The 19,295-nt window shown below is 35.8% G+C and carries 21 protein-coding genes and 1 other RNA gene; 10 read left to right on the plus strand and 12 right to left on the minus strand.

What is annotated here, in order from left to right:
• Nucleotides 1–57 precede the first annotated feature (57 nt).
• The gene (locus PWU04_RS10365; RefSeq protein WP_274476030.1) at nt 58–294 is read right to left on the minus strand and encodes a uroporphyrinogen decarboxylase; all 237 of its coding nucleotides are present in this window, start codon (nt 292–294) and stop codon (nt 58–60) included.
• A 3-nt stretch (nt 295–297) separates the two neighbouring features.
• The gene (typA, locus tag PWU04_RS10370) at nt 298–2,097 is read right to left on the minus strand and encodes a translational GTPase TypA (protein WP_274476031.1); all 1,800 of its coding nucleotides are present in this window, start codon (nt 2,095–2,097) and stop codon (nt 298–300) included.
• 613 nt (nt 2,098–2,710) lie between these two features.
• On the opposite strand from typA, the gene kdsA reads away from it, so the two are divergent.
• From kdsA to PWU04_RS10385, 3 genes are all read left to right on the plus strand, one after another.
• Nucleotides 2,711–3,529, plus strand: coding sequence for a 3-deoxy-8-phosphooctulonate synthase (kdsA, locus tag PWU04_RS10375; protein WP_274476032.1), 819 nt, complete (start codon nt 2,711–2,713; stop codon nt 3,527–3,529).
• 273 nt (nt 3,530–3,802) lie between these two features.
• Entirely contained in the window at nt 3,803–4,231 is a 429-nt protein-coding gene (locus PWU04_RS10380) for an META domain-containing protein (RefSeq protein WP_274476033.1), read from the plus strand.
• A gap of 6 nt (nt 4,232–4,237) precedes the next feature.
• Nucleotides 4,238–5,032, plus strand: a complete 795-nt coding sequence (locus PWU04_RS10385; protein ID WP_274476034.1) for an META domain-containing protein — start codon at nt 4,238–4,240, stop codon at nt 5,030–5,032.
• Between the two features lie 65 nt (nt 5,033–5,097).
• On the opposite strand, the gene PWU04_RS10390 is transcribed toward PWU04_RS10385, so the two are convergent.
• Nucleotides 5,098–6,300, minus strand: a complete 1,203-nt coding sequence (locus PWU04_RS10390) for an NAD(P)-dependent oxidoreductase (RefSeq protein ID WP_274476035.1) — start codon at nt 6,298–6,300, stop codon at nt 5,098–5,100.
• Between the two features lie 192 nt (nt 6,301–6,492).
• Between PWU04_RS10390 and ssrA the strand changes: the two genes are divergently transcribed.
• The 4 genes from ssrA (at nt 6,493) to PWU04_RS10410 (ending at nt 9,323) form a co-directional block, all read left to right on the plus strand.
• Nucleotides 6,493–6,888, plus strand: a transfer-messenger RNA (tmRNA) gene (ssrA, locus tag PWU04_RS10395).
• Nucleotides 6,889–7,424: 536 nt separating this feature from the next.
• Nucleotides 7,425–8,285 carry a pyrroline-5-carboxylate reductase gene (proC, locus tag PWU04_RS10400; RefSeq protein ID WP_274476036.1) on the plus strand — a complete coding sequence of 287 codons (861 nt, stop codon included), beginning with the start codon at nt 7,425–7,427 and terminating at the stop codon, nt 8,283–8,285.
• 109 nt (nt 8,286–8,394) lie between these two features.
• Entirely contained in the window at nt 8,395–8,802 is a 408-nt protein-coding gene (locus PWU04_RS10405; RefSeq protein ID WP_274476037.1) for a hypothetical protein, read from the plus strand.
• A 41-nt stretch (nt 8,803–8,843) separates the two neighbouring features.
• Nucleotides 8,844–9,323, plus strand: coding sequence for a M23 family metallopeptidase (locus PWU04_RS10410; RefSeq protein WP_274476038.1), 480 nt, complete (start codon nt 8,844–8,846; stop codon nt 9,321–9,323).
• Between the two features lie 167 nt (nt 9,324–9,490).
• Here the strand turns inward: PWU04_RS10410 and PWU04_RS10415 are convergent, their stop codons facing one another.
• On the minus strand, nt 9,491–11,074 hold the full coding sequence (locus PWU04_RS10415) for an arylsulfatase (protein WP_274476039.1): 1,584 nt from the start codon (nt 11,072–11,074) through the stop codon (nt 9,491–9,493).
• A gap of 431 nt (nt 11,075–11,505) precedes the next feature.
• Between PWU04_RS10415 and PWU04_RS10420 the strand changes: the two genes are divergently transcribed.
• Nucleotides 11,506–11,892 carry a ribosomal maturation YjgA family protein gene (locus tag PWU04_RS10420; RefSeq protein ID WP_274476040.1) on the plus strand — a complete coding sequence of 129 codons (387 nt, stop codon included), beginning with the start codon at nt 11,506–11,508 and terminating at the stop codon, nt 11,890–11,892.
• Between the two features lie 31 nt (nt 11,893–11,923).
• Here the strand turns inward: PWU04_RS10420 and PWU04_RS10425 are convergent, their stop codons facing one another.
• The gene (locus tag PWU04_RS10425) at nt 11,924–12,691 is read right to left on the minus strand and encodes an oxygenase MpaB family protein (protein ID WP_274476041.1); all 768 of its coding nucleotides are present in this window, start codon (nt 12,689–12,691) and stop codon (nt 11,924–11,926) included.
• 116 nt (nt 12,692–12,807) lie between these two features.
• Here PWU04_RS10425 and PWU04_RS10430 point away from each other — a divergent pair, with 116 nt between their 5' ends.
• Entirely contained in the window at nt 12,808–13,317 is a 510-nt protein-coding gene (locus PWU04_RS10430; protein WP_274476042.1) for a DinB family protein, read from the plus strand.
• A 240-nt stretch (nt 13,318–13,557) separates the two neighbouring features.
• Here PWU04_RS10430 and PWU04_RS10435 read toward each other — a convergent pair whose 3' ends face one another.
• From PWU04_RS10435 to PWU04_RS10465, 7 genes are all read right to left on the minus strand, one after another.
• Nucleotides 13,558–14,319: an exodeoxyribonuclease III gene (locus tag PWU04_RS10435; protein ID WP_274476043.1), complete on the minus strand. Its 762-nt coding sequence runs from the start codon at nt 14,317–14,319 to the stop codon at nt 13,558–13,560.
• Nucleotides 14,320–14,509: 190 nt separating this feature from the next.
• Nucleotides 14,510–15,889 carry a sugar porter family MFS transporter gene (locus PWU04_RS10440; protein WP_274476044.1) on the minus strand — a complete coding sequence of 460 codons (1,380 nt, stop codon included), beginning with the start codon at nt 15,887–15,889 and terminating at the stop codon, nt 14,510–14,512.
• A gap of 356 nt (nt 15,890–16,245) precedes the next feature.
• On the minus strand, nt 16,246–16,632 hold the full coding sequence (locus PWU04_RS10445; RefSeq protein WP_274476045.1) for a hypothetical protein: 387 nt from the start codon (nt 16,630–16,632) through the stop codon (nt 16,246–16,248).
• Between the two features lie 103 nt (nt 16,633–16,735).
• Nucleotides 16,736–17,143, minus strand: a complete 408-nt coding sequence (locus PWU04_RS10450; RefSeq protein WP_274476046.1) for a rhodanese-like domain-containing protein — start codon at nt 17,141–17,143, stop codon at nt 16,736–16,738.
• A 12-nt stretch (nt 17,144–17,155) separates the two neighbouring features.
• A complete protein-coding gene (locus PWU04_RS10455; protein ID WP_274476047.1) occupies nt 17,156–17,470 on the minus strand; it encodes a rhodanese-like domain-containing protein in 315 nt (104 codons plus the stop codon).
• A 107-nt stretch (nt 17,471–17,577) separates the two neighbouring features.
• On the minus strand, nt 17,578–18,198 hold the full coding sequence (locus PWU04_RS10460) for a thioredoxin family protein (protein ID WP_274476048.1): 621 nt from the start codon (nt 18,196–18,198) through the stop codon (nt 17,578–17,580).
• 6 nt (nt 18,199–18,204) lie between these two features.
• The gene (locus PWU04_RS10465) at nt 18,205–18,723 is read right to left on the minus strand and encodes a TlpA family protein disulfide reductase (protein ID WP_274476049.1); all 519 of its coding nucleotides are present in this window, start codon (nt 18,721–18,723) and stop codon (nt 18,205–18,207) included.
• Between the two features lie 114 nt (nt 18,724–18,837).
• On the opposite strand from PWU04_RS10465, the gene PWU04_RS10470 reads away from it, so the two are divergent.
• The gene (locus PWU04_RS10470; RefSeq protein WP_274476050.1) at nt 18,838–19,293 is read left to right on the plus strand and encodes a MarR family winged helix-turn-helix transcriptional regulator; all 456 of its coding nucleotides are present in this window, start codon (nt 18,838–18,840) and stop codon (nt 19,291–19,293) included.
• Nucleotides 19,294–19,295 lie beyond the last annotated feature (2 nt).

Consider the following 19,295-nt stretch of genomic DNA (forward strand, 5'->3'; position numbering starts at 1 on the left):
ACTATCAGAAGAGCGAGAGCAATTAAACCACTTTGTGCTTCAAACAAAGGGATCTGCCTAACTCTTTTTCTTCAAAAACAAGTAGTACAAATTAATGCATAGAATGGCTCCATTGGTAATGATAATGGGCCATGAAACAGGAGTTAAAACTAGACCATATACTACGAAGAACAAACAGCCTACGGAATTAATGAAACGAAGCTTGGCAACGTCTTTCATCAAAAATGATGTTAAAACCGTTGCCATAGCTGCGTAACCAATCCATTCTGTATATGGTATTCCTAGGAAATCCATGTATTAGATGGATTTTGCCCTTTTTCTATCGACTTCCTTAAGTAAAATTTTTCTTAAGCGTAGATGATTTGGAGTTACCTCTACGTATTCGTCTTTTTGTATATATTCTAAAGCTTCTTCTAAAGAGAATTTAATTGCAGGTACAATTTTAGCCTTATCATCAGCTCCAGAAGAACGTACATTACTCAATTTCTTGGTCTTAGTTACGTTCACCACCATATCATCTCCTCTAGAGTTCTCCCCAATTACCTGCCCTTCGTAAATATCTTCTCCCGGATCAACAAAGAATTTTCCACGCTCTTGTAACTTATCAATAGAATAAGGTATTGCAGAACCATTTTCCATAGAAACTAACGACCCATTTTGACGCTCTGGAATACCTCCTTTTAACGGTTGATACTCCTTAAATCGGTGCGCCATGATAGCCTCTCCAGCAGTAGCTGTCAACAATTGGTTTCTCAATCCAATAATTCCACGAGAAGGTACAATAAACTCACATACCATACGGTCTCCTTTGGTTTCCATACTTAAAAGCTCCCCTTTTCTCATGGTTACCATCTCAACAGCTTTACCCGATACTTCTTCTGGCAGGTCAATAGTCATTTCTTCAACTGGCTCACATTTCACACCATCAATTTCCTTAATGATTACCTGTGGCTGACCAATTTGAAGCTCGTATCCTTCACGACGCATAGTCTCAATTAATACAGATAAATGCAGTACTCCACGACCAAACACCATAAACTTATCGGCACTATCAGTTTCCTCTACACGTAATGCCAAGTTCTTTTCAAGCTCCTTGGTTAAACGCTCTTTAATATGACGAGAAGTTACAAACTTACCATCCTTACCAAAGAAAGGTGAATCGTTAATAGTAAACAACATACTCATTGTAGGCTCATCAATAGCAATGGTTTTCAATGCTTCTGGGTTTTCAAAATCGGCAATAGTATCACCAATTTCAAATCCTTCAAGACCTACAACCGCACAAATATCTCCTGCATTCACTTCATCAACCTTCATACGGCCTAATCCGTCAAAAATGTGAAGTTCTTTTATTTTTGACTTAACAATACTTCCATCACGCTTTACCAACGATGCTTGCATACCAGCCTTTAACGATCCTCGTTGTAGACGTCCTATAGCGATACGACCAGTAAACGAAGAATAGTCTAAAGAAGTAATAAGCATTTGCGGCGTACCTTCTTCCACTTTTGGTGATGGGATATGTTCTACCACCATATCCAATAATGGTTCAATATTATCCGTTTGGTTTTTCCAGTCTGTACTCATCCAGTTGTTCTTCGCAGAACCGTAAACTGTTGGGAAATCCAACTGCCACTCCTCAGCTCCCAATTCGAACATCAAATCAAAAACAGATTCATGAACTTCATCTGGAGTACAGTTTTCCTTATCTACTTTGTTTACAACCACACAAGGCTTAAGCCCTAAGCTAATCGCCTTTTGGAGTACGAAACGCGTTTGTGGCATAGGCCCTTCAAAAGCATCTACAAGCAACAAAACACCATCGGCCATGTTTAAAACACGCTCTACTTCACCACCAAAATCGGCGTGGCCTGGAGTATCGATAATATTAATTTTGGTCCCTTTATAAGTAACCGATACGTTTTTAGAGGTAATGGTGATACCGCGCTCACGCTCTAAATCGTTGTTGTCCAGGATTAAATCCCCAGTATTTTCGTTTTCACGAAATAGTTGACAATGGTACATGATTTTATCAACCAAAGTGGTTTTACCATGGTCTACGTGTGCAATAATTGCAATGTTTTTCATATTCGCCATAATACGCGCCTTATTTTAAGCGTGCAAAGGTACGTTATTATTTTGACAATTAGATAATTATAACATACATTTAAAACTCACACACTATCAAAGCTTTAATTACGTTATTATGTGTTAAACCCAACCAAAATGTCACCTTTAAACCCTTTGTTAAGGATTGTTCCTTATCTCTATTTTATTGCTCTAACATTCGTTTGGTACATAGCCCTTAATAAGATTATCGGTACATGGGCTTTTTTGGTATTTCTATTAGATATTCCTTTTATATTGCAAATAGTAAGCCCTAACAGCAACAAAAATTTTGGATTGGGAATCACTTTCGTTTGTTTGTCCTGTTACCTGATATTCATGTTTTTCTTTTCTAAACTAGGTTTTATGTCATTGACACCCATATTGGAAAAAGTGTTTTTAAATAGTGGTGCCTTATTAATTTTAAATTTGATAATGGCGCTCTGGATAATGCGCAATAGCATGAAATAGCTACACCATTACCCTCAATGAAATATCCTTAACGCTTAAGAGCTTAATTATTTCTGTGGTATAACAATAAAACCGTACAGATGAAAAGTAGCTATTAATTTGCGTAACTTTGCGCTTTAAATTATTTAAACCCATGAATCTTAGTAACGTTCCTAAGCTTAAACATACTAATTCCAACAACTTCTTTTTATTGGCCGGTCCTTGTGCGATTGAAGGTGAAGACATGGCCATGCGCATTGCCGAAAAAGTTATTGGTATCACTGATAAGCTTCAAATCCCTTATGTTTTTAAAGGAAGCTTTAAAAAAGCCAATCGAAGCCGCATTGATAGCTTCACTGGAATTGGTGATGAGAAAGCCCTTAAAATATTGCGAAAAGTTTCTGAAACATTCGACATACCAACCGTAACCGATATTCACGAAGTAAGTGATGCTACTATGGCTGCCGAGTATGTAGATGTACTTCAAATCCCTGCGTTCTTGGTACGTCAAACTGATTTAGTTGTGGCTGCTGCCGAAACCGGAAAGGTCGTAAACCTGAAAAAAGGACAGTTTATGAGTCCTGAAAGTATGAAGCATGCCGTACAAAAAGTAAAGGATTCCAATAATGAAATGGCTTGGATTACCGACCGCGGAACCATGTTTGGTTATCAGGACATGATTGTAGACTTTAGAGGCATTCCAACCATGAGAGAGTTTGCCCCAACAGTATTAGATGTTACCCATTCTCTGCAACAGCCTAACCAAACAAGCGGTGTTACTGGAGGTCGCCCAGACATGATTGAAACTATTGCCCGCGCCGGTGTGGTTAATAATGTAGACGGTTTGTTTATGGAAACTCATTTTGATCCTGCAAACGCCAAAAGTGACGGTGCCAACATGCTACACCTAGACCATTTGGAAGGTCTTCTAGCAAACCTTGTCGCTATCAGACAAACAATAAATAAACTATAATTTATCCCTATATTTTCTTTAGGAGAAGTATTAAAAAAACATTTAAATGCCGCACTATAATGTGTGGCGTTTTTGTATTAAAAAGGGAATGATATATAGCTATAGAATTTTTACTTTTAATTTCAGGGATGCTCAGATAAGACTTTTCACAATTGTTTTACAATGTTTATTGAAACTACACTCCCTCTCTCCTTTTCCCCACAGATGGCCATTTCCAAAACCAACAATATTGCCTATCTTTATGATAACCAGTTGGATTAAAATTCACTATTCATGAAAAAATCATACATTCTATCCTTTATTTTCTCAAGTACAATTTTCTTAACATCTTGTAATTCCGCTAAAAAAGTCCCAGAAAACAAACTCAGTGATGTTACCTGGCAATTGGAATACATTACTGGCCCTCGAATAGCCTTTGATGGATTATATCCGGAAGCTAAGCCCGAGATAAAATTCAATTTCAAGGAAGAAACTCTCAACGGAAACACCAGCTGCAACCCATTTAGAACCTCTTTTAAAATAACACCTGATAGCCTTACCATATCTGAAACTGGAGCTATGACCATGCGGTTCTGCCCTGGGGGCGGTGAAGAAACCTTTCTAAAAACACTTTACAAAATAAATAGTTACCGTTTTGATGGTGATGGCAAACTTATTTTAATGATGGACGATCTTGAAGCCATGAAGTTTCATAAAAAATAACAACAAATGAAACAGTTAATTCCAGTTATAGCGTTTATAATTCTTTTAATGGCATCGGCTTGTCAGAATAAAAGCAAATCCAATTCCCAACAAAAAACTATGGAAAATGAAAAAGTTGAAACCCTCACCTTAAATAAAGAAAATATTTTCTTCAAGGGTTTAGGTACCGAACCCTTTTGGAATATACAAATGGATAGCAATATCATCTATTTTACTTCCATGATAGAAGGATTGGAAGAATTATCTGCCCCCTTGTCAAAACCCATTCATGTGGCAGATGCTAACATTAAACAATACCGAGCATCAACAAAATCTGGTGAAATCCAATTAGAAATCGCTCATGGTTCCTGCTCCGACAACATGTCTGATACAGAATACACTTATATCATTAAGGTTAAAATAAGAAAGGGAACCGATAAAGAGTTCTCTACATTAAGCGGTTGCGGTAATTACATTACAGATTTCAGACTCACCGCTATTTGGGTATTAGATTCCCTTTATGGCCGATTGGTTTCTATAACTGATTTCGATAAAGAATTTCCAAGAATGGAAATCAACAGTAAAACAAACACTTTTAGTGGTCATGCAGGTTGCAATGCCATGAATGGCAAACTTTTCTTTGAGAACAACTTACTTCGGTTTACCGATATAGCCACTACTCGCAAAATGTGCAGACCTACTAACAAAGAGGTCGAATTCCTGAAAGCGTTGAGAAGTTCCATTAATTATAAAATAGAAAACAATCGTTTGACGCTATCCAATCCTAACGGAACTACTGCTGTGTTTAAAAAAACGGATTAAATGAATAGTAATATATTGTCATCATACATAATGCAGACATAGGATGACAATCTTCAATCAAAAAATCATTTTCCGTCTACGTAATCCTGTAAATAGGCATAGCGAGGTGTAAGCTTTCCGTTTTCGGTCATTTTTGCACGGGCTAGAACTCCGTCTTTGTCACCATTGAAAAACGCAGGCAATACATGGTTTAAGAACAATTCTCCAAAACCTTCACTGGCATCTTTTGGTAGTTCGCAAGGTAAATTATCCACCGCCATAACTACAATGGTATTATCATCCTTAAAATCAACTTCTGCTTCTGTTTGTGGATTATAGCCATAAATAGGATCAGCAATGGTTGAAGGACGAATAGTGCTTGCTACTGGACCATCGATATCACAACTTACATCTGCCACAACTTTTATTTTGAAGTCAGGATGCTTGGCATCTTCTCTTGTATACAAAAAAGGTGCCCCATCGCCGAAAAAGTGACCCGCTATAAAGTAATCGGTTACTTTGGCAAAACGCATAAAGTCCGAAACGTATTCTTCCGGGTGGTTATAAAAATCATGACGATTTAAAATTCTACCATCTTTACGTTTATTATAATCCAACACATCAATTAGGCAGTAAACAGGCCCATCAAAAGTATTGTTCAAGTAATTTTCCACATTAACCTGTGTAATATTCATGGCATCCAACATTTCCTGAGCACCATGGGCAACCTTACCACTCCCTGAGAGTAATATTTTTATGTTTGGCAATTTAAAACCATTCAGCTGTTCGATCAAAGCCTGTTGATCTGCCAAAGTTTCTGCCTTAGGTAAATTCCAAGTATCGTGTTTCAATCCCCAAGCCCTGAATCCGTTATACGCACCAACAATTCCGGCATAACGCCCAAAACCAATTAACCGGTTATTGTCGGCACTCACTATGGTTTCGTGATCGTACAGTTCAATATTCTTTTCCAAAACAGCCTGTAACAAGCCACGGTTATAAGGCTGTTTTTTTATGGTATGGCTGAAGAAAAAATACTTTTTATTGGGTATCAGCTCAGAGATTGGCACTTCTTTCACTCCCAACATAACGTCACAACCGCTCACATCGCTGGTCACCTCAAAACCTGCATCTCTATATGCTTCATCATCAAACACTCTTATATCCGAGGACTCTACTTTAAAATTGGCTTGCGGAAACATAGCTCTGGCTTCATGTAATTTTTCAGGTGAAAACACTACACGTCTGTCTGGCGGGTTTTTACGTTCTTTAATAATAGCGAATGTCATAGTTTTGTTTTTTTAGTTTTCCTGCCATGTTTTATACAACATCTACAACAATCAAAATCCGACAACTGACAAAGGAAACTTGGTATAAAATTTGCACGAAAATAAAAGGAATTGCTGCCTTCTACAAACTTTTTGTTAAATTTGCAATTCTTGTCCCTAAGCATAGGGATAACAAGAGTTCTTATACATATTGGGGTCGACTGGTTTTGACAGCGAGCTGTATTGAACGGTAAGCACGTCGCGTAATGAAATTGAAACGCGTAAAAGGCTATTTCAAACTTTTAAACGGCGAGAATAACTACGCTTTAGCTGCTTAATTCTGAATTATAGTAAGATGAGCCTCGTTCCGCTAGGCGGAAAAGCTAAATGTCCCTTGAAAGCCTTGGTTAACGGCGTTCTACTCAGGGGCATCGTAAAAGTTAACATAGAATCTGTAGGGTTTCGATGCAGGTTTGAAGCTTAAGAAACTAAGTTATAAGTAGGTTGTTTTTTGCCAGCTTATAACCTATAACCGAGAAAAAACTAAACGTGTAGAAAGCCCTTTGGTCACTTGTTTGGACGGGAGTTCGATTCTCCCCGACTCCACCACAAAAAACCTTCAACCTCTTATATAAAAAGAGTTTGAAGGTTTTTTATTTTCTGATTTGTACAATTTCTGTACGACAAAGAACAAATTAACGTCATTCATTCCCTTAAAATTAATAACGGTTAACAAACAATATACATCTACCCTTTTGCTTTTTTTTTTTACGAGCTCAAGAAACATTAAATGCAGCTTCCCACATTCATATTGCACTTTACTAATCGTAAAAAAGTAAAAGCCTCGCTTTTCAAATTTCAGTCTTAATCTATAATAACCGGTTACAAATGCTTACAATCGACTAATATCGTTTAGAGTACCTTATGGAATAATTGAACCTTTCATGGAGCAAACTCTTTCATAATAAATGAAAAAGGATTGCTTTTGTAGGAAATTAATCTATTTTTGAGCGAATAAAATATAATGGGGCTGTAGAAAATACCTTTATCCATACGTTAGGCGTCATTTTAGCGAAGAAGAATAGGATTTAAGAAAAATAAAGGAGATTTTGAACAATATAAAACTCTATCAAAAATAAAATTAAATGAAAATTGCAATAGTCGGTTTTGGAAATATGGGACAAACTTATGCCAGTAGTTTTGTCAGTTCTGGTTTTATTAAATCAGATGATATTTTTGTGTTGACACGAGACTTATCTAAAGTTTCAAACAAATACACTATTCCTGATACGAATTTTTTTACAGAAATCAGTGCGTCATTTTTGTCAGTTGATATTGTCATAGTCGCAGTAAAACCTCAAGACTTCAGTAATTTGTGTTTGCAAATTAAAGATTTTATTACCGAAGATCATTTAATTTTATCAGTAATGGCTGGAGTTTCAATTGATAATATTTCAAAAAAATTACAAGTCAAAAAAATAATTCGGTCAATGCCAAATATTCCGACACAAATAGGACAAGGTATGACCGTTTTTACAGCTTCTCAAGAAGTAGATAGAAAAGATTTATTTATTATTCAAAATCTAATAAATACCACTGGAAAATCATTATTCCTTGAAAATGAAGAAATGATTAACTCGTCAACTGCTATTTCAGGAAGTGGACCAGCTTACGTTTATTATTTTATGAATGCGATAATTGACTCAGCAATAAATTTAGGATTTACAAAATCGGAAGCGGAGTTTTTAGTGCAACAAACGTTTCTGGGTTCTATACAATTACAAAACAGAAGCAATTTATCAAATTTAGAGTGGATTGAAAAAGTAGCTTCAAAAGGAGGGACAACTGAAGCCGCTTTGGGTATATTTCATTCATATGATTTAAAATCCAAAATTAATGAAGGCATTATTCAAGCTAATGCAAGAGCAATAGAACTTGGTAAATTAATTGATAAACAAAAACGAACGCCTAACAACGGCTATAAGCAATTGGGGCAAAAGTGTTAAAACGAAAGTATAAATATATCACAAAGGTCGGTGTTAAACCTAAAAGTTGAGGCTTACCAAATCCCCAACTGCTCATAGCCCAACCGTTGTGCGTAAGTTTTGAAAAAAAATGAAATATCTAAATATAATTATAGTTCTGACTTTATTTGTTTCGTGCAAAACGGACAATGAAACGGAATTCTTTGAAATCAAACTAACAGACAAAACAGTTGTCGGAATTTCGCCTGACTCTACACAGATTGCGGAAATGAAAAAAGAATATGGAGAAGATGATTTCTATACTGTTACGGATGATGTAATGAGGTATAATGCACAAATGCTTAGAATAATTGATAGCTTAAAAATAAAGTACGTGCATACGGATAAAAGATTACTTCGAATCATAACACCAAAAGATCAAATCGAAGTTAATAACGATACATCTGAAATAAAGTGGAGATACGTTTATTACAACGGAACAGAAACTCTTGAAAAAGATGTGTTTGAAATAATTAACCTTGCTAAATTTTACGAATAAAAAATATATTGAGGAAAAGAAAGATAATTTTAATCAGCATATTGACTATCCTAATTTTTGGGCTTTTGATTCCACAAAATTTAAAAATGCCTGTTGACGGAGCTTCCAAAGCTGATTATAATTCAAAATCATTTTGGTTTTTTCCTTGGGGAAAATCAGTTACCCATAAAGGAGTCGATATTTTTGCTAAAAAAGGAACTGAAATTAACTCTTCAACCTCTGGATTGGTTTTATACTCTGGAGAAATAAGTATTGGAGGAAAGTTTGTTTTAATACTTGGACCAAAATGGCGGCTACACTACTATGCACACTTGGACGAATTAAAAACATCGTCCCTGACATATGTAAATAATAAATCTTTAATTGGAACCGTAGGAACAAGTGGAAACGCTGTTGGAAAATCACCTCATTTACATTATTCCATTGTAACAATGGTTCCTTATATCTGGAAAATTGACACTGACAAGCAAGGGTGGAAAAAAATGTTCTATTTGAACCCAATTGAATATTTAGAAAACTAATAAACAAAAACTACAGCCAACAATATGTAATACGCATTGCTTCTGATTTTCCTGCGGAAGATCCTTATGGCTGAACTATGGGTGTCGACAACTTCACAAACAAAAAAACCGCAGCACCCTCAAGGTTTTGCGGTTTTTTGTTTTTATTAACCTGTCTTTATATCAAATTAATCACGTCCTTTCTTGACGACCTCATCCATTACCTTCGACATATCAAAACTTTTACCACCTTGTACAGGAGGATAATCCATTAGGGTTTTTATATGTTTACCCATCTGTTCACTCATAGGTGCCATCAACCAAGATACTTTTTGCATAAGGTGCCCATAAGCATCTTCAGTATCATAACTTTCAAAAGGATCCATCCTCAAATTAAATACAAGAGGAGCTGTCCTTGCCTCTGCAGTTCCATAGTAGGTTTCCTTATAAATAAAATGGAATTTCCACGGCCCCATCCTTACTGCGTTTAAATTACTTTCATAATAATAGAAGAAAATATCTCTATCCGATTTTTCACTTTCACCTTTCCAATACGGCAGGTTATTTACACCATCAATATATTGTTTTTTAGAAGACATGAGTTTTCCAGAAACATCTTTTACGCCTGCGGCAGCTGCTAATGAAGTGAACATATCCATATGGGCTTGAATACCGTTAAGGGTTTTACCTGCAGGAAGCACTCCAGGCCAACGAATCATACTGGGCACACGAACCCCTCCTTCTGTTGTTCCCATTTTTTCACCTCTAAAAGGCGTTGTTCCTCCATGCGGCCAGGAATTATGCTCAGGACCATTATCGGTAGAATACCAAATGATGGTGTTTTCATCCAATCCATTGGCTTTTAAAAATTCTAAAACCAAGCCCACATCATGATCATGTTGTAACATTCCTGATCCGTACATATCCGCTTCTGAAGTATAATTTTCTGCTGCATAGCGCCATTCGTCATTCAATCTGGTATACAAATGCATTCTACTGGTGTTTAACCAAACAAAGAATGGTTTGCCATCTGCTTTCGCTCGCTTCATAAAATCCTCTGCCTTTGGTATTACCTCTCCAGCATCAAAATTTTTCATGCGTTCTTGGGTTAACGGTCCGGTATCTTCAATACGCTGTTTACCAACTACACCAAATCTGGGATCATCGGTATTATCCATTTTATCGGTGGCCCAAGAGTGAATTACCCCCCTGGTTCCAAATTTTTTCTCATAATCTTCTAAATCTCCAGAATATTGTTTTGCAAAATTCTGATAATCCCTCTGTTCTGCTTCCTCTTGCGTATTAAGGTGGTAAAGGTTACCATAGAACTCATCAAATCCGTGAGCTGTTGGCAAGTGTTCGTTACGGTCGCCCAAGTGGTTCTTACCAAAATGCCCTGTAGCATAACCTTCTGCTTTCAACACTTCTGCCAAACAAGGTGACTCTGCTTTTAGCCCCAAGGCATCTCCTGGCTGCCCTACGGTGGTCATTCCGCTTCGTATTGGGTATTGCCCCGTAATAAAACTAGCTCGCCCGGCTGTACAACTTGGTTGTGCATAGTGATCTGTGAATTTAATTCCTTCGTTTCCAATCTTATCAATGTTAGGTGTAGTATACCCCATGGTTCCCATTCCATAGGCGCTAACATTTTGCCAACCTACATCGTCTCCCCAAATAACCAAAATATTAGGTTTCTTGTTTTGGGCAATTGCCAGAAAGGGAATTAAAAGCACCAACGCCCAAATTTTTGTAATGAGTTTGTTTTCTTTCATTTTAATTGATTTTTAAATAGTTAAAAGCCCCCTAGAATACTTAAACATGCTTTTTCTTAAGAATTTAAATTCGTGCAACTATTAAGAAAATCCATATTATTTATAAGGAGTATCATTTTTAATGTTCTTGAACAAAATGTCAGTTACGGTAAAAAATAGGGCAAGTAGGACAAAAAACCTTGTATACAATTCGGAATCTATACGAAAGATTTTTCTTTTTTTCGTAATATCAAATTTAACAAAAAAAAAAAACATAAATAATTCAACACCAAAAGATTAAACACATAAAATCAATAGTTTTACTGTATTATTTAACACAACTTAGCCAACGTATATACCCCTTACAATAGCCGACTTAAGGGATTTGTTTAGTTATTCAAAAGAATTATCGAGTATTTTTATCTTGACTTTCTTTTCCTTTGATAGTTATTATGCATCGAAATCGATATTTATACACTTTACTCATAATACTAACGGTAATACTCGGGCTTGCTTCAAGGCGTTTTCACAATCTACTCCCCCATTGGGTACAATTGTATTTGGGTGATACACTATGGGCACTAATGGTATTTTTCCTGATTGGATTGATATTCAACAAAACAAGCACCAAAAAGATTGCTGTAATGGCACTTTTGTTTTCGTTTGGTATAGAGATAAGCCAGTTATACCATGCCGAATGGATTGACACCATACGTGCTAATCGAATAGGCGGACTAGTACTTGGCTATGGTTTTTTATGGAGTGATCTGGTTTGCTATACCGTAGGAATTGCTTTTGGATATGTTCAGGAACAGTTTATCTTAAAAAAGAACAGTTAGATTTCTAACCAGCTCAATCTTACAGCCACATTCACCCGGCCTGAACATCCAAGGCTTTGATTTGAGCTTTGTATTCTGAAGGCAACAAGGCATCTTTAATAATTCCATCCATCCCCAGAGACTTGCTTAACTTATAGATTGGAACGAATGGCAATAGCATTGAAACTCCTGAAAAATTCAATAATTGTTTAACCCTGCCGGGAATTACCAACTTTTGACCTTCTACCAAAATTTTGTAGCGCATTGCCCCCAAGTGCTTTTTGTACTGCTTAAACAGATCTGAAGTATATTCACTTTTTTCCAAGTTTTCCTGTAAATGAGACTCCCTTAACGGAAGCCACTCTATGTAATTGGATGGCAATAGCTTTAATCCCATTCTGTCCCCAACGCGATAAAACACATTATAGACTTCTTCCTTTTCTGCTTCATTTAGGTTTCTTTCCAAAAGCTCATAAGATGCTATTGAATAATGAATCAGCATGAACAACACATCTCGGTACGCCCAGTCAGGTATAGCGTAGCCCCTTTTATTCTCCAAATTAGCGTGAATATTACTCATCGCATCGATTGCCAAATGAGCCCCGTCCATTGGCGCAAAAACAATGCGTCTGGCATATTTAACCGTAGAAAACAAACGGCCCAAAGGATCCTGTGGAAGTTTACCGGTATAGTACAACCAATCCACAGCTTTATTCAAAGCGAACTCTGCAGCTGCTCCAGCAAAAATAAAAAGGATAGTATCGCTCTTTCCCCAGATTTCCTTTACGATTGAATTATGTTTTACAAACCCCTTAGCCATATCTACAATTTACGAATATTCACTGCTACTTCCACTAGTTTATCTCTCTTTGACCATTGTTTGCGGTAACTTAAAAATTCAAAATATAGTATCTTTAAGAATCCACAATTAACAAAATGAAAGACCTTTTAATTAAGCTATACCATTTCAATCTTTTATACGCCAACGAACTAGTTATTGATGTGGATGAGGATTTAATGACCCATTCACCGGGAAAAGGATTTGAGAACCATCCGGCTTTTACTTTAGGGCACCTTGTTTCGGCAGCTGCATTAACCTCAAAATATTTGGGCGGTCCTTTTGAGTTAAGCCCTTCATGGGAACAACTGTTTAAAAGAAAAGGCCCAGGCGACCCAAGATTACCTAATAAACACAAGGAATTATATCCAAAAAAAGAAGAACTTTTAAAAGAACTGGCAAGACAGCATAAAATGGTAGAAGGCCTCATTTTAGACTTAGACGAAAATAAGCTTCTGGAAAAAGCCCAATGGCGGTTCGACACATATATGCCAACTAAGAGCGATCTTCTGTATTTTATGTGTGTAACGCACGAATCCATGCATTTAGGGCAACTGGCAGCTTGGCGTAGGGCAATGAACTTACCATCTTCACTTGGGAGATTATAACTAAAAAAAAGCCCTCAAATTAAAGAGGGCCAAGAGAAGAAAGTTGCTATTAATCAAATAAAGAATTAAGCTATTAATCGATTACTAAGTTAACCCCAAAACACTGCCTTACAACACATTACACGACATTGTTTTCAACAGACTTATTAACATTTCCCACAAACTAAGTAAAAAACCACCTATTAAAAGGTGGTTTTCAAACAACAATTAAAAAGTCCATTTTAGTTTCTAAACTGGAACTTATATAACTTTTAAGCTTAACGGACAGTGATCTGAGCCCATAATATTGGAATGTATTGTTACGTTGTTAACCTTATTGACTAAATTGTCGCTTAGCAAAAAATAATCAATACGCCAGCCAGTATTTTTAGCTCTTGAGTTAAAGCGATAGCTCCAATAAGTATAAGCAACCTCATCTGGATGCATCCTACGGAACACATCCACAAAACCAGCATTGAGCATATTGTCCATCCCATCAATTTCTACTTGGGTATAACCAGCCGTTTTATTGTAATTGGATTTATCGTTCTTTAGGTCTATAGCTCTGTGAGCTACATTAAAATCGCCACAGACTATTACCGGCTTCTTAGATTCCAAGTCCTTTAGGAAGTTTTTAAAATCGACATCCCATTTTTCTCTATAATCCAAACGCACTAATTTTTGCCCTGAGTTTGGAACATATACATTTACCAAATAAAAATCTGTGTACTCCGCACAGATAACACGCCCTTCCTGATCGTGTTCTTCAACCCCCATATCGTAGGTAACATTAATAGGTTTTTCTTTGCTTAGTATTGCAGTTCCAGAATACCCTTTTCTACTGGCAGAATTACTGTACAAATGATATCCGTCTAGTTCTTCCAAAGCCTGCTTTACCTCATCATCCTGAGCCTTGGTTTCCTGTAAACAAATAACATCGCCAGATAATTGATTTAAAGATTCCAGAAAATCTTTTTGCATTATGGCTCTAAGACCATTAACGTTCCATGATACAATATTCATCGTGTAAACTATTTAGGTTAATGTAAGGCAAGTTACGTTTTTGTTATTCAACAAGTTGCATTTATCACTATAATTCCCATTGCTATATTGTGCTATTACCCCTATTTTTTTTACATAAATCTTATAATCATTAGACTAATTGAATTTATTAACAATGAATTGCTTTATATCTAAAAAAACAACGAAACCACTACTCCTCCCAATATTCCTCAATCTCCTCTAAAGATTTCCCTTTGGTTTCTGGGATATAGTTGTAAGTAAAAATGATTATTATAAAAATGAAGGCTATAAAAATGAAGTATGGTAAAGATCCATTCCATGTTGAGCTATTATTCATCTCACTCCCCATTACAACAGGGAAAGATTGTGATACAAAATAATTGGCAGCCCACTGTGCGGCAACAGCAACAGACATTGCAACACTACGAATTTTATTAGGAAACATCTCTGAAAGCATTACCCATACAACAGGCCCCATAGACAATGCAAACGAACCAATAAACACCAATACTCCGATTAAAGAAAGAATTCCTACTTTTTGGATTTTGAGGGTAATTCCCAAAAGCAAAAAACCTACAATCATTCCAACAGAACCAATATAAAGTAATGGTTTCCTCCCCAACTTATCTACAGTAAACATTGCCACAAAAGTGAAAGCCAAGTTTACGAATGCTAAAAGGATTTGCTGTTTCAAAATATCCTCCTTACCAAAACCCAAGGCTTTATCGAAAATATCAGCGCCATAATACAATACCGCATTGATACCCGTAAACTGCTGCAACATGGAAAGCACAGTTCCTATAACGATGATTCCTAGTATCATTTTAGAGAAATAGTTCACCTTAACACCATTTTTCTCACTTTTTAAAGATTGTTGAATCTGAACCATTTCTTTATTAGCACGATCTTTACCGTTTATTACAGTAAGAACACGTATAGCCTTGTCTTTTTGCCCTTTTAAAGCCAACCATCGTGGACTTTTAGGCACAAAGAACAACAAGATTAAAAACATACTACTTGGCACCATTTCAGACCAAAACATATGCCTCCAACCTACTTGGATATTTTCAACTTCAGAAAGCTTATCACCAATAAAATAAGTCACCAAGAAAACCACAAAAAAACCTATTACAATAGCCAGTTGATAATAAGTCACCATTTTACCTCTGATTTCTGATGGTGCTATTTCTGCAATGTACATTGGAGCATTCATCGAAGCTATTCCGATACCCAAACCTCCTAGAATTCTAAAAAAAACCAACATGGAAACCGATTCCGGAAACAACACTGGCAAACCAGAACCATACGCAGAAACGGTAAACAAAACTGCCGAAATAATCAAAGATTGCTTTCTTCCCAAATTTACACTTAATGGTCCAGCAATAACAGCCCCCAATAAACACCCCAACAAAGCACTACCTACGACCCATCCTTTCATAAAATCGTCCAACTGAAAATACTCCGTTAAATAATATTGCGCTCCATTAATCACACCTGTGTCGTATCCAAAAAGAAGTCCGCCCAATGCTGAAACAGCTGTTATCAATAACAAATAAGTACTCTTGTTCATATAATAAGTTTAGTTAGTCAGAAGTTATGAATATAGCACATATAATCAGGATTAACACGACCATACTAGTTTGTCTAGGTTTTGCATTGGTTATCTCAAAGAGACATCAAAAACCTTCAAAAGCAATACACAACCTACTATTCTAATTTAAGAATCTGTTTTTTCAACACATTAAAACAACGAACCCCTATATTCTTTTTAGCTACCAAAACATGCAAAATCAAGACAAGATAAAAACAACTCATCTCGTTTATTAATCGTATTTAGAACATCAGTATGATTAGTTTTTGGTTTGATCTCCCAAATTTCTTTTCATAAAAAAAGCACCTTTAGTAAGGTGCTTTTTTTTTTTATTTTTATTGTTCATCCATCCTACGATGAATAGCTTCTAGCAATTTATCCATCATATTCATATGTTCTGAAAATTGCTCATCAGTTAACAACTTACTAATATCAATATTCATTTTTTTGACCAAAGCATCAAATTCTGTTCGAATTTCATCTTTACTCAACCCCATATCCCTATCATTTAGTCTTCTCATTTTTGGTCTATAGGTAATTAGCACGTTAATATAAGCTTCTTCTACTTCATCACTTAGATTCATGCTCTGAATTTGATCATGCAACCAAAACTGTATATTATCCTTTTCTTCCCAAGAGAATATCTCCACTTTATTTTTCTCCCGTTCAAGCTGTTTTTGGGTCTGGGACATTCCATTAGAGGCTATGCACACCAGAATCATTGATATAATAAATTTAAATCGCATTTTTTTAGGTGTTAAGGTTTAGAACTAAAAATAGCTTTTTTATTTACAGAAAACAAATAAACACCTGATAAACAAACTCCTAAAAATCTACTACTACCTCATGGCCTTCGTGCTTCCATTTTGAGATACCACCATCTAAATCGTAGATTTTAACAAAACCCGCTTCCTGTAGTTTTTTTGCACACTTAGCACTACGTCCGCCTGAATGACAATACAGAATTACTGGTTTGTTTTTATCTAATTTACTAATATCGTCGTCGAAAGTAGGCGAATTAAAATCGATATTCTGAAATCCCTCAATATACCCTTCGGCATATTCTTCTGGTGTACGCACATCAACCAATTGAACTTCGTCAAGTTCCAACAAACCTTTCATTTCTTCTGGAGACACCACTTGTATATTTCCTTCCGTTTGCTTGCTTTCCTTACAAGATGACAAAGAGACTACTGTAGTCACCATAAATAATACAACTAATAGCTTTTTCATAATAAATTAAGTTTAGAGCGTGGCAATTTCACCATTCCATTCGCTGAAACCACCAATAAGATTAAAGGTATTTTTAAACCCTAATTGATTCATAATTGCACAAGCTTGAGCACTACGCCCACCGGCCTTACAATATACGTAATAGTTTTTGCTTTTATCTAATTCTTCTACTTGATAAATAAACCCCTGTCCTTTATAAATATCGATATGGATAGCATTAGGAATTACCCCTTCGGCAACCTCTTCATCTGTGCGTACATCCAGTATTACAGCATTAGAGTCTGCTGCTAATTGCTCAGTCCATTGATTTTGCATTAAATCTGCCATTGAATACGTTTTAAAATTAAAAATGCAAAAATACCGATTCTTCACTTATAGACGAAAAAAAACCGGGAGCGTTATCTCCCGGTTTTTTTATTATTTTAATTTAATCTCTATACTTTAATGGAACAACCAATAGCTTTGGTCTCTTCTACTTCAACAGTCTTTCCATTTAATAAAGCGTTAACGGCATCTTCCACATATGTTTCGGTAACCAAAGCTGCATCTTTATAATTATTATCAATAGCCCCAATATAACGTACTACATGTCCTTTTTTAGTGGTTTCCAAAACGAACATATGAGGTGTCTTTGTTGCTCCAAACTGTGGAAACACTTTTTGGCCTTCGTCTACAACATATGGAAAAGGAAAGTCTTTTTCTTGTGCTCGTTTTTTCATAGCCTCAAGATTATCACCTGGCTTAACATCTGGATTATTTGGGTTAATGGCAAGAACCGGATACCCCTTTGCTGCAAACTTATTATGTAAATCTATAATTCTATCCTCATAGGCCACTGCATAAGGACACGTGTTACAAGTAAAAGTAATAATCACTCCCTTTGTTTTATTATAATCCGTTAAGGAAACTTTACTACCATCAATATTTGCTAAGGTGAAATCCTTTACAATATCTCCTACTTTATAGCCTTCCGGATAGTTATTTTCTTTAGAGGTAAAAGCACTCACCAAAGTAATTAGAAATACAGCCAAAATGGCCTTTACAGTAATTTTCATAATTGGTTAATTTATAAATTGTTCAACTTCATTTTTTAACTCATCATAAGTAAACGAACGCTCAAAAAACTTTCGGTCCTTACCATTATATATTATAGTAGCAGGAATAGATCCTGACCAATTTTTATCCACTTTAGGAATCCAGCTATTCATATCTGGGTCATCCAGAACTAACACTTCAGATTTTATATTATTTTTTTTTATGAAAGGCTTTAACTTAGAATCGTACTGATGAGGAAAATCCAAACTCACCAATAGCACCTCTACTCCATTTTTGTTTAGATTTTTGTTCAATGATTCAAAATGAGGCAACTCTTTTACACATGGTGCACACCAAGTAGCCCAAAAATTAACTACATAGGTTTTACCGTCATTTTTATTTAAATAAGGTTTCAACCCATTAAAATCTAAAACAGTTAAATCACTCTGATAATCCTGTAAAACCTGATCATCAAAATCTTTATTTTTATCAACTCCTTGCTTGCATCCAAGCAGCAATAACATTACAAAAGCAACTTTTTTCATCCCCTTAAAGATATTAATCACAAAGCCCCAATAGAATCTTTTAACAAAAAATTATAGCATCATCTCTTGTCAATTAAAAATTCCAACATACATTTGTATATACAATAGTTGTAGATGAAAGAGTTAGAAGACATACTCAAGGTGAAAAAAGACATTCCTACTTGCAGAAAGACTGTTATTGGTCTGTTTTTAGCCTGCGGTCATGTCAAGGAGGTTATGACTTGTGTATTGAAGCCATACGATCTTTCCATAGAACAATTCAATGTGCTTAGAATTCTTAGAGGTCAAAAAGGACAAGCTTTAAATCTACAGGATATTCAGGAACGCATGATCAACAAAATGAGCAACACTACCCGACTGGTAGACAAGCTGATAAAGAAAGATCTTGTACAGCGTTTTACTTGTGAAAAAAACCGCCGTAAAGTAGAGATATTTATTACTGAAGAAGGCTTAAAACTTTTGGAAGTGATTGATGAATTGATCAACGAAGCTGAACGAAAAATTACGTCAAACTTAAAAGAGGATGAAATAATTCAGCTAAACACTCTTTTATTAAAACTAATGAGTTAAAA

This window comes from Mangrovimonas aestuarii (assembly GCF_028767185.1).
GTDB lineage: Bacteria > Bacteroidota > Bacteroidia > Flavobacteriales > Flavobacteriaceae > Mangrovimonas_B > Mangrovimonas_B aestuarii.

Bases quoted from the DNA above. Each gene is read 5' to 3' on its own strand.
- PWU04_RS10445 (WP_274476045.1), bottom strand. From the start codon at position 16,632: ATGATTCTGGTGTGCATAGCCTCTAATGGAATGTCCCAGACCCAAAAA.
- PWU04_RS10450 (WP_274476046.1), bottom strand. From the start codon at position 17,143: ATGAAAAAGCTATTAGTTGTATTATTTATGGTGACTACAGTAGTCTCT.
- PWU04_RS10385 (WP_274476034.1), top strand. From the start codon at position 4,238: ATGAAACAGTTAATTCCAGTTATAGCGTTTATAATTCTTTTAATGGCA.
- typA (WP_274476031.1), bottom strand. From the start codon at position 2,097: ATGGCGAATATGAAAAACATTGCAATTATTGCACACGTAGACCATGGT.
- PWU04_RS10465 (WP_274476049.1), bottom strand. From the start codon at position 18,723: ATGAAAAAAGTTGCTTTTGTAATGTTATTGCTGCTTGGATGCAAGCAA.
- PWU04_RS10435 (WP_274476043.1), bottom strand. From the start codon at position 14,319: ATGAATATTGTATCATGGAACGTTAATGGTCTTAGAGCCATAATGCAA.
- PWU04_RS10455 (WP_274476047.1), bottom strand. From the start codon at position 17,470: ATGGCAGATTTAATGCAAAATCAATGGACTGAGCAATTAGCAGCAGAC.
- PWU04_RS10390 (WP_274476035.1), bottom strand. From the start codon at position 6,300: ATGACATTCGCTATTATTAAAGAACGTAAAAACCCGCCAGACAGACGT.
- PWU04_RS10420 (WP_274476040.1), top strand. From the start codon at position 11,506: ATGCATCGAAATCGATATTTATACACTTTACTCATAATACTAACGGTA.
- PWU04_RS10460 (WP_274476048.1), bottom strand. From the start codon at position 18,198: ATGAAAATTACTGTAAAGGCCATTTTGGCTGTATTTCTAATTACTTTG.
- PWU04_RS10365 (WP_274476030.1), bottom strand. From the start codon at position 294: ATGGATTTCCTAGGAATACCATATACAGAATGGATTGGTTACGCAGCT.
- PWU04_RS10405 (WP_274476037.1), top strand. From the start codon at position 8,395: ATGAAATATCTAAATATAATTATAGTTCTGACTTTATTTGTTTCGTGC.
- proC (WP_274476036.1), top strand. From the start codon at position 7,425: ATGAAAATTGCAATAGTCGGTTTTGGAAATATGGGACAAACTTATGCC.
- PWU04_RS10415 (WP_274476039.1), bottom strand. From the start codon at position 11,074: ATGAAAGAAAACAAACTCATTACAAAAATTTGGGCGTTGGTGCTTTTA.
- kdsA (WP_274476032.1), top strand. From the start codon at position 2,711: ATGAATCTTAGTAACGTTCCTAAGCTTAAACATACTAATTCCAACAAC.
- PWU04_RS10470 (WP_274476050.1), top strand. From the start codon at position 18,838: ATGAAAGAGTTAGAAGACATACTCAAGGTGAAAAAAGACATTCCTACT.
- PWU04_RS10425 (WP_274476041.1), bottom strand. From the start codon at position 12,691: ATGGCTAAGGGGTTTGTAAAACATAATTCAATCGTAAAGGAAATCTGG.
- PWU04_RS10380 (WP_274476033.1), top strand. From the start codon at position 3,803: ATGAAAAAATCATACATTCTATCCTTTATTTTCTCAAGTACAATTTTC.
- PWU04_RS10430 (WP_274476042.1), top strand. From the start codon at position 12,808: ATGAAAGACCTTTTAATTAAGCTATACCATTTCAATCTTTTATACGCC.
- PWU04_RS10440 (WP_274476044.1), bottom strand. From the start codon at position 15,889: ATGAACAAGAGTACTTATTTGTTATTGATAACAGCTGTTTCAGCATTG.